This is a genomic window from Nocardia cyriacigeorgica NBRC 100375 (genome assembly GCF_000308555.1).
Taxonomy (GTDB): Bacteria; Actinomycetota; Actinomycetes; order Mycobacteriales; family Mycobacteriaceae; genus Nocardia; species Nocardia cyriacigeorgica.
Genome location: NZ_BAFY01000246.1, coordinates 1 through 9,244, shown reverse-complemented (window position 1 = coordinate 9,244; position 9,244 = coordinate 1). Strand labels below are relative to the sequence as shown.

At 68.5% G+C, this 9,244-nt stretch carries 7 protein-coding genes and 2 pseudogenes; 5 read left to right on the top strand and 4 right to left on the bottom strand.

Annotated elements, in window-relative coordinates:
- Positions 1-288, bottom strand: a pseudogene (locus RJ05_RS24840) (isochorismate synthase); the annotation flags it as partial.
- Between the two features lie 113 nt (positions 289-401).
- On the bottom strand, positions 402-869 hold the full coding sequence (locus RJ05_RS24835) for a universal stress protein (RefSeq protein WP_036541286.1): 468 nt from the start codon (positions 867-869) through the stop codon (positions 402-404).
- A gap of 142 nt (positions 870-1,011) precedes the next feature.
- On the opposite strand from RJ05_RS24835, the gene RJ05_RS24830 reads away from it, so the two are divergent.
- The 3 genes from RJ05_RS24830 to RJ05_RS24820 all read left to right on the top strand — a co-directional run bounded on the left by RJ05_RS24830 (position 1,012) and on the right by RJ05_RS24820 (position 4,388).
- The gene (locus RJ05_RS24830) at positions 1,012-2,175 is read left to right on the top strand and encodes a glycoside hydrolase family 3 N-terminal domain-containing protein (protein ID WP_051016888.1); all 1,164 of its coding nucleotides are present in this window, start codon (positions 1,012-1,014) and stop codon (positions 2,173-2,175) included.
- Positions 2,176-2,281: 106 nt separating this feature from the next.
- Positions 2,282-2,881, top strand: a complete 600-nt coding sequence (locus tag RJ05_RS24825; protein ID WP_036541284.1) for a TetR/AcrR family transcriptional regulator — start codon at positions 2,282-2,284, stop codon at positions 2,879-2,881.
- Between the two features lie 169 nt (positions 2,882-3,050).
- Positions 3,051-4,388, top strand: coding sequence for a DUF5685 family protein (locus RJ05_RS24820; protein ID WP_051016887.1), 1,338 nt, complete (start codon positions 3,051-3,053; stop codon positions 4,386-4,388).
- A gap of 164 nt (positions 4,389-4,552) precedes the next feature.
- Here RJ05_RS24820 and RJ05_RS24815 read toward each other — a convergent pair whose 3' ends face one another.
- Positions 4,553-5,422, bottom strand: coding sequence for a MaoC family dehydratase (locus tag RJ05_RS24815; protein WP_036541280.1), 870 nt, complete (start codon positions 5,420-5,422; stop codon positions 4,553-4,555).
- Positions 5,419-6,774: a 3-oxoacyl-ACP reductase gene (locus RJ05_RS24810; RefSeq protein WP_036541277.1), complete on the bottom strand. Its 1,356-nt coding sequence runs from the start codon at positions 6,772-6,774 to the stop codon at positions 5,419-5,421. Before RJ05_RS24810 ends, RJ05_RS24815 begins: the two co-directional genes overlap by 4 nt.
- Positions 6,775-7,044: 270 nt before the next feature.
- Here RJ05_RS24810 and RJ05_RS24805 point away from each other — a divergent pair, with 270 nt between their 5' ends.
- Together RJ05_RS24805 and RJ05_RS24800 are read left to right on the top strand one after the other, a co-directional pair.
- Positions 7,045-8,367: an acetyl-CoA C-acetyltransferase gene (locus RJ05_RS24805; protein ID WP_036541291.1), complete on the top strand. Its 1,323-nt coding sequence runs from the start codon at positions 7,045-7,047 to the stop codon at positions 8,365-8,367.
- 481 nt (positions 8,368-8,848) lie between these two features.
- Positions 8,849-9,244 (top strand): annotated as a pseudogene (locus RJ05_RS24800) (hypothetical protein); the annotation flags it as partial.

Below are 9,244 nucleotides of genomic sequence, written 5' to 3'. Positions count from 1 at the left end.
CTTCGCCACCCGTGCCAGGTGCTCACCGGTACTCGGCAGTTCGCTGAGCACGCTGACCGGTGGCAGCTCGGGCACGGCGGCCGGACGCCAGGGCCCCGCGGTGTGCTCGACTCGTCCCGGCACGCTCAACGCCGCCGGTTCGCGCGGGTCGAAGGGCAGGGCACCGACCACCATCGCCGCCGTCCCGTCGCGCAGGGCGGTGACCGCCTGCTGCGCGTCATCGAAGGTGGCGCGCGTGTCGTGTGCCCGGACCACACCGTCCGGGGCGGCAAGCAAGAACCCGTCCATAGCCCGACGGTAGCCCCGGATTTCCCGGAGTTGGGGAGCTACGTCCGCCGGGGCGACGTAGATCTCATCGAGTCCCGGCCGGATCCGCCGATCGCCATCTCAGCGGGGGCGGTTCATTTGGCCGGCGGGACCAGGAAGACCGGCCGGTGGCAGTGCTTGAGCACCGCGTCGGCGACGCTGCTGTGCAGCAGCGCGCGGATACCGGTCGCGCCGCGGGTCCCCGCGACGATGATGTCGACGTTCAGTTCGTCGGCGCATTCGACGATGGCGTTCCAGATCGTCGAGGTGCATTCGGCGGTTCTGGCCTCGGCGTTGAGCCCGGCCAATTCGGCCAGGCGCAGGCCCTCACGGTTGGTTTCGCGGGCCGAGACGTAGGCGACGTCCTCGATCTCCTCGTCGGGCACCCATTCCGGCTGCATCACCCCGGAGAGCCCGGAGATGCGGGCGGCTTGGCGCACCATGGGTTCCCATGCGGTCAGCACGACCGCGCGGTTGGCGGTGAGGAATCGCCCGGCGTATTCGATGGCCCGTTTGGCGTGCTCGGATCCGTCGTAGGCGATGAGCATCAGATCGCAGGGCACGACGACCTCCCGGTGGTCTCCTGGCTACGTCCTCAGGTTACTCCCGGAACGGGCCGGTGAGCTGCTCCCGCGCGGGCGCGCGCCTACCCCGGCACGCCGTGCGGATTACCGCCGACCCGTGCGCGCGGATTACCGTCGATACATGCGCAAGACGCCTCTCGTCCTGTTCGCGGTACTGGCTGCCATCGCGACCGGTTGTTCCGGCGGCGACACCGGAAACTCGGCCACCTCGCGTCCGGTCGCCACCGAAGCGACCCCCGCGGCGACGCCGGGCGCCGCCACCACCGAGAAGCGCGACTGCTCGGCCGACTATCTGGCGAAGTTCACTCCGCGCCAGAAGCTGGCCCAGCTGCTCACCGTCGGCGTGAACAGCACCGCCGACGCGCTGGCCGTGGTGCGTGATCACCAGGTCGGCGGCATCTTCATCGGTGGCTGGACCGATCAGTCGCTGCTGGCCGACGGTCAGGTGGAGCAGGTGAAGGCGGCGGCGAATGTGCCGCTGATGGTCACCATCGACGAAGAGGGCGGGCGGGTCTCGCGGGTCAGCGATCTGATCGGTCCTGCGCCCTCGGCGCGGCAGACCGCGAAGACGATGACCACCGAGGAGTTCTACACCGCGACGCTGGAACGGGGTAAGGCGCTCAAAGATCTCGGCGTGACGGTGAATTTCGCCCCCGACGTCGACGTCAGCAGCCAGCCGGACAACTCCGTCATCGGCGACCGCTCCTTCTCCGACGACCCCATGGTGGTCACCGAGTACGCGGGCGCCTACATCCGCGCGATGCGCGAGGTGGGGGTCGGCACGGTCATGAAGCATTTCCCCGGGCACGGAGCCGGTTCCGGTGATTCGCATCTGGGCGCGGTTCGCACTCCGCCGCTGGATCAGTTGCAGAACCGCGATCTGGTGCCGTTCCGCGATCTGGTCGGTTCGGGTGCGGGCGTGATGGTCGGGCATCTGGACGTGCCGGGGCTGACGGCGCCGAACGTGCCCGCCAGCATCAGCCCGGCGGCGATGGAGCTGCTGCGCAAGGGCACCGGTTACGGCGCGGCGCCCTTCGACGGGCCGATCTTCACCGATGATCTCGGCGGCATGGCGGCCATCACCGATCGCATGAGCATTCCGGAGGCGGTGGAGGCCTCGCTGGTGGCCGGTGCCGACAACGCGCTGTGGATCACCACCGACGCCGTTCCGCAGGTGCTCGACCGGCTCGAGCAGGCCGTGTGGAGCGGGCGGCTGCCCATCGCGCAGGTGGACGCGTCGGTCTTGCGGATGGCCTGGTTCAAGGGTGCGCCACTGCACTGCTGAGAGCTTCGCTGGGAAAGACCCATTCTGAGCGACTGCCGGGCAAATCTGTCCAACAAGAACTTACCTTGGAGTAATATAAGGTGCTCACCCTGTAGTAGGAGAGCGGATGGCGGGCGGAACGAAGCGACTTCCTCGGGCGGTTCGTGAGCAACAAATGCTCGACGCCGCCGTCGAGGTGTTCTCGCGTAAGGGTTTCCACGAGACCTCGATGGACGCCATCGCCGCCGAGGCCAAGATCTCCAAGCCGATGCTCTATCTCTACTACGGCTCCAAGGACGAACTGTTCCGGGCCTGCATCCAACGCGAGGGCCTGCGCCTGATCGAATCCGTCGCACCGGCCGGAAACCCGCTGCTGTCCCCGCACGAACAGCTGCGCACCGCCCTGGAAGGCTTCCTCGGTTTCGTCGACCACAACCGGCACTCCTGGCAGGTGCTCTACCGTCAGGCCATCGGCCAGCAAGCCTTCGCCTCCGAAATCGAGAACGCCCGCGAGCGGGTCATCGAACTGACCGCCAAACTGCTCGAATCCAGTGCCAAACACGCCGAACCCGGCACCGACTTCGACGTCGTCGCTGCGGCCGTCATCGGGGCGGGCGAGGCCATCGCCGACCGCGTCGCCACCGGGCGGATCGAGGTGTCCAAGGCCGTCGACCTGCTCGACGATCTCGCGTGGAGCGGTTTGGCCGGGCGCAAGAAGGCCGAGTAGGCCGGGCTCGCGAGCGTCCAGCGCTCCACCCCATAGGTTGCCGGTCGGCCGGAGTTCGTCGGATGTTGTCCGCGGTGTCCGGGCGGAGTTGCCGCGCGCGGCGGTAGGTGCGAGAGTTCGGAGCGTTCTACGGGGCCGGGGATTTCGGCAGGATATGCGGAGGGGACGTTTGTTCGGGTTGCTGAAGCCGTGCGCGCACAGCGCGGCGAAGTACGGGGTGGATCCACAGCAGTGGCAGGCGCATATGTGCGGGCTGTGTCTGGGCCTGCGCGACGGGCACGGGCAACTCGCCCGCAGCGCCACCAATACCGATGCGATCGTGCTGAGCATGCTCACCGAGGCGCAGCGCGAAGGCAGGATCGAGCGGACTACCGCAGGGCCGTGCGCGTTGCGTGGCATGCGACGAGCGCAGGTGGCCACGGCCGATTCGGCGGGGATCACGTTGGCTTCTACCGCATCACTGCTGTTGGGCTCGGCCAAGATTCGTGACCACGTGGGCGACGGCGACACCTCCGTGCTGACCCGCCGCCCCATGACGAAGGTGTCGAGCCGCTGGGCCGACGCCGCTCGGCGTCAGGCACAACTGATCGGTTTCGATGTGGAACCGCTTGTCGTGGCGCTCGATTCGCAACCCGATCGCGAACGTCGCGCGCACCTGCTGACCCTCGACGAACTGACCGAGCCGGCCCAGCTGTGCGCCGCGGAATTCTTCGCCCACTCGGCAGTGCTCGCCGAGCGGCCGGACAACATTGCCCCGTTGCGTGCGGCCGGCAGGCACTTCGGCCACATCGCCCACCTCGCCGACGCTATCGAGGACTACGAGACCGATCGCGAACGCGGCCGGTTCAACCCACTCGCCGCCACCGGCACCGGCATGCCGCAAGCGTATGACCTGTTACACCAGTCGGATTCGCGTTTGCGCGCGGCCATCGCGGCGACCGACCTCGGAGACCGGCCCGCTGTCCGGTGGATGCTGCTCGACCCGCTGCACGCGCTGGTGCGCCGTATCGGGCGCGGCGCCGGCGCCGTGGCCGCGCACGCGTGCTCGGCCGCATCGGGCGAGTCGGGCGAACTCCAGCACGGACGCCGGGGCGAGCGCGGACGCCTCGGCATGCGCGCGGTGCAGGGCGAGACAGCGCAGGCCGCGGCGACGGCGACTGCGCTGGGCAGACAGGCCGAGTCCATCCGCGGGGTGCGGCCCGGGAATCCCGCCGGGGCGCACGCGCGCAGGCACCGCACCGGCCATCGCCCGCCGACCCGCCGTCCCGGTATCGCCGAGGCCATACCCGCCGTTCTCGGCATCTACTGCACCGGATATGCGTGCTGCGCCGACCACACCAACCCCTGCAATGGCGAACGCCGGCCCGCCTGGTGGAAGGAAAACCTCGGTAATTGCTGCGACGGCGTCGACTGCTGCTCGAACTGCGGCAGCTGCTGCGGTGGCGGCGAAGGCGGGGGCGGTTGTTGTGATGGCTGCTGCTGCAATGGGTGCGGTTGCGACTGCTGAATCACGGCGAAGAGCCATCTACTGCCCCCGTGACCGGGTGCTGTCCACAGACTCGAGGCGCACGACCAGGGGCACACGACTTGAGGTCTGCTGCGGTGACTGAACCGAAAGAGCCGCGCACCCCGAAAAGTGCGCGGCTCCAATCGAATCGCCCGAACCGGGACTCAGCGCAGCGTCGCCGTCAGATGCGGGTACCCCTTCTTCGGATGCCGCAGCGCCAGATCCCAGCCGCCGTCGGCCTGATCGGCGTACAGATTCACCGTCGACGGCAGGAAGATCGGCTTACCGAACTTCACCGAGTAGGTGACCTGCGACGGAATCCGACCCTCGATCGAGCCGAGAACCGTTGCCGCCGACCACATTCCGTGCGCGATCGGCTTCGGGAAACCGAACGCCTTCGCGCCGAGGGCGGAGGTGTGGATCGGGTTGTGGTCACCCGAGGCGGCCGCGTACCGGGTGATGGTCGGCTGATCCACCCGCAGGGTGCGCAGCGGAGGCGGCGGCACCTCGTCGGGCTTGGGTTCGGGCTTGGGCCCACCGGAGAGCGAGGTGCGCTGCTGGTGCAGGAAGGTGGTGACCTGACGCCACACCAGCTCGCGGCCCACCCGGATCTCGCTGATCGCGTCGACCAGCAGACCCTTCGGATGCTCGCGCAGGTTCTCGATGTGGGCGGTGATGTCGAGCGGTTCGCTCACCGAGATCTCACGGGTCCGTTCGATGACGTTCTCCGCGTGCACCGCGCCGACCGCGACGAACGGGAAGTCGCGCTGCACCACCAGCTGCATCACCACCGGGAAGGTGAGGATGAACGGGTAGGTCAGCGGCAGCGAATCGCCGAACCGCAGGCCCGTCGCCCGGCAGTAGGCCGCGAGGTGGTCGGGATCGACCCGCACGCCGTCGAGCTTGATCTCGCGGTCGGGCAGGGTCGGCTTGCGTGCCGCGACCAGCGGCAACGGCACCGAACCGAGCGCTGCCTTCAAGTACAGCTTGCCGTTCTTCGGCGGCTCGGTGAGAGTGATGGTCTCGGTCATCATGCTCCGATCAGGCTCTGACCGCACACGCGAACCACGTTGCCGTTCACCGCGTTCGACGCCGGGCTGGCGAAGAAGGCGATGGTCTCGGCGACGTCGACGGTCTGGCCGCCCTGCAGCAGCGAGCTCATCAGCCGGCCGGCCTCCCGGGTGGCCAGCGGGATGGCAGCGGTCATCGCGGTCTCGATGAAGCCGGGGGCGACGGCGTTGATGGTGATGCCCTTCTCGGCCAGCTTCGGTGCCTCGGCGTTCACCATGCCGATGACACCGGCCTTGGACGCGCCGTAGTTGGTCTGGCCGCGGTTACCGGCGATACCGGCGATCGAGGACACGTCGATCACGCGGCCGCCCGCCTTGAGCGCGCCGGAAGCCACGAGGCCCTCGGTGATGCGGTGCGGCGCTGCCAGATTGACGTTGATGACCGAGTTCCAGCGGCCCTCGTCCATGTTGGCCAGCAGCTTGTCGCGGGTGATGCCGGCGTTGTGCACGATGATGTCGATGCCGCCGAAGCGTTCGGTGGCGAATTCGGCCAGCTTCTGCGCGGCGTCGGGGGAGGTGACGTCGAGCGCGAGCGCGGTACCGCCGACCTTGTTCGCCGTCTCCGACAGCGCCTCACCGGCGGCCGGGATGTCGGCGACGATCACCTGGGCGCCGTCGCGGGCGAAGACCTCGGCGATGGTGGCGCCGATACCGCGGGCGGCGCCGGTGACCACGGCGACCTTGCCCTCCAGCGGGCGGTCCCAGCTGGTGGGGGCGACGGCGTCGTCCTTGCCGACGCGGATGACCTGGCCGTCGACGAACGCCGACTTGGCCGAGAGCAGGAACCGCAGCGTCGATTCCAGGCCGGTGGCGGCGGCGGACGCCTCCGGGTGCAGGTAGACCAGGTTGGCGGTGGCGCCGCGCAGCAGTTCCTTGGCGACGCTGCGGGTGAAGCCCTCCAGCGCGCGCTGGGCGATCTGCTCGTCGACGCTGGCGGCCAGGTCCGGCGTGGTGCCGATGACGACGACGCGGCCGGAGGCGGCGATGCTGCGCATGGCCGGCTGGAAGAACTCGAACAGCTGCGAGAGGTCTTCGATGGTGCCGATGCCGGTCGCGTCGAAGACCAGGGCGCCGTACTTGGTGCCCTGGCTGGGGGCGTCGGCGAAGGTGTAGTCGGTCAGCAGGGCCCGGATCGGTTCGGCGACCCGACCCTTACCGCCGAGCAGCACCGGACCCGGCAGCGCGGGCTCACCCTTGACGTAGCGCCGCAGGGTTTCCGGCTGCGGCAGGCCGAGCTTGCTCGCGAGGAAGGCGCCGGGGGCGGAATGGACGAACGATCCGTAGAGGTTGGGTGCACCCTTGCTCTTGGCTGCCACGTTTCCCACCTTTTCTGTGCTCGATGTCTTGGATGTCGGTGCGCCCCCCCGTTTGCGCTCGCATGACTCCTTAGGCTGCCTGACCAGCGGCGCAGGCGTCGCCCGTGAGGTGCGCGAGCGCACAATTGCGGGGTGCGGTATCGACAACAAACTTACTCCAGAGTAAGTTTAATGTAAACCGATTGCGACCGGGCGCCGAACCGTGTGGAGGGGTTCCGCACCAGCGTCCGGGGCGCGGCGGAAGATCCCGACGAGACCCTGGAGACTCGAGTGACTAGCAAAGCCCGTTCGACGAAGAGCCCGGCCAACACCACCAAGCAGCCGCGTCCGGTCGCGATCGTTGGCGGTAACCGGATCCCGTTCGCTCGTTCCGACAAGGCGTACGCCCACGCCTCCAACCAGGACATGTTCACCGCCGCGCTGGACGGCCTGGTCAGCCGCTTCGGCCTGCAGGGCGAACGGCTCGGCATGGTCGTCGGCGGCGCGGTGCTCAAGCGGGTCGGCGAGCACGGCATGATCCGCGAGAGCGTGCTCGGCAGCAAGCTCAGCCCCTACACCCCTGCCCATGACCTGCAGCTGGCCTGTGGCACCGGCCTGCAGGCCATCGTCACCGTGGGTGATGCCATCGCGGCCGGCCGCATCGACGCCGGCATCGGCGGCGGCACCGACACCACCTCGGACGCGCCCATCGGCGTCAGCGAGGGCATGCGCGAATGGATGCTCGACGCCAACCGCGCCAAGACCAACAAGGACCGCCTGAAGCTGGTCGGCCAGCTGCGCCCGAGCATGCTCGGCATCGAGATCCCGCGTAACGCCGAACCGCGCACCGGCCTGTCGATGGGTGAGCACGCCGCCATCACCGCCAAGGAATTCGGCATCGCCCGCGAAGCCCAGGACGAGCTCGCCTACCTGTCGCACAAGAACATGGCCGCCGCCTACGACCGCGGTTTCTTCGACGATCTGATCACCCCGTTCCTCGGGCTGACCCGCGACGACAACCTGCGCCCCAACTCCTCGATCGAGAAGCTGGCCACTCTGAAGCCGGTCTTCGGCGTCAAGGCCGGTGACGCGACGATGACCGCGGGCAACTCCACCCCGCTCACCGACGGCGCCTCCGCGGTGCTGCTGTCCAGCGACGAATGGGCCGCCGAGCGCAACCTGCCGGTGCTCGCGCACCTGGTGGACTCCGAGGTCGCCGCCGTCGACTACATCCACGGCCCGGACGGCCTGCTGATGGCGCCCACCTACGCGGTGCCGCGCATGCTCGCCCGCAACGGCCTGACCCTGCAGGATTTCGACTACTACGAGATCCACGAGGCCTTCGCCTCGGTTGTGCTGGCCACCCTGCAGGCGTGGGAGTCCGATCAGTACTGCAAGGAGCGCCTGGGCCTGGACGGCGCGCTGGGCTCGATCGACCGCAGCAAGCTCAACGTCAACGGATCCTCGCTGGCCGCGGGCCACCCGTTCGCCGCCACCGGCGGCCGCATCGTGGCCTCGACCGCGAAGATGCTGGCCGAGAAGGGTTCCGGCCGCGCGCTCATCTCCATCTGCGCCGCGGGTGGTCAGGGCGTCGTCGCGATCCTGGAGCGCTGATCCGCTCCGCGTTCGCGCGGGAATGATCCGAGGGGTGGCATCCGGCAGTGCGCCGGATGCCACCCCTCTTTGCGTTGCCCGGCATACGGCGACGGCGGTAATCCGACGGCATTCGCTGTGGGGCTCGTCTGCGTTACCGTCTTGTGATCTTTCGCATGGCCTTCACTCGGTAATCCGCACGATTTACCATGGTTCGCCACCGTCGACGCCGCGCTTACCAGGCAATCTCCTTCTGATTCCGCTGAATCAACGCACAAGATCACCGGCGCGTGGCATGGTTGCTTTTGCCGGTCAGGGTGTGTTTACCTGCTCGTAACCTGCTGGGCTGTCGGGGCCGGGTGGTGATCGATCGGTGTTTCGGCATCCGAGCCGGTCTGTTCGGAATGTGGCTATCCGCGGGAAATGTGCTGTCACACCGCGCATTTTCTTGAATTCGAGCTCGCAGGAAATCGAGTGTGCGGAGAGGAAGGCTGAACGGCTGATGCGTATCGGAATAGTGCTACGCGCGGCGGTGGTGCTGCTCGCTGCCGCGGTCGGGCTCGGTCTGGCCACGGCGCCGGCCACGGCCGACGAACTGGACCGCTACCTGGACCTGCCGCTGGTGAACCGCAATGCCGAAGCGGGACCCGGCGGGGTGCATCCGGACCTGCCCTACGACGCGGCCCAGCTGCGAGGCCTGCTCGACCAGGCCCGCGCCGAGGGCGTCGCCCCCACCCGCTACGCCGCCCTGCTCTACCAGTACTGGCTGGTCGACGCCACCGACAAGGCAGGCATCGACCTGCGCTCGTGGGATCCGCGGGCCGGTGTCGAGGCCAACCGGCAGAACCTGATCAGGTCCTACCGCTACTACGAAGATCTGCAGCTGGCCCACCGCGAA

Bases quoted from the DNA above. Each gene is read 5' to 3' on its own strand.
- RJ05_RS24830 (WP_051016888.1), top strand. From the start codon at position 1,012: ATGCGCAAGACGCCTCTCGTCCTGTTCGCGGTACTGGCTGCCATCGCG.
- RJ05_RS24815 (WP_036541280.1), bottom strand. From the start codon at position 5,422: ATGATGACCGAGACCATCACTCTCACCGAGCCGCCGAAGAACGGCAAG.
- RJ05_RS24825 (WP_036541284.1), top strand. From the start codon at position 2,282: ATGGCGGGCGGAACGAAGCGACTTCCTCGGGCGGTTCGTGAGCAACAA.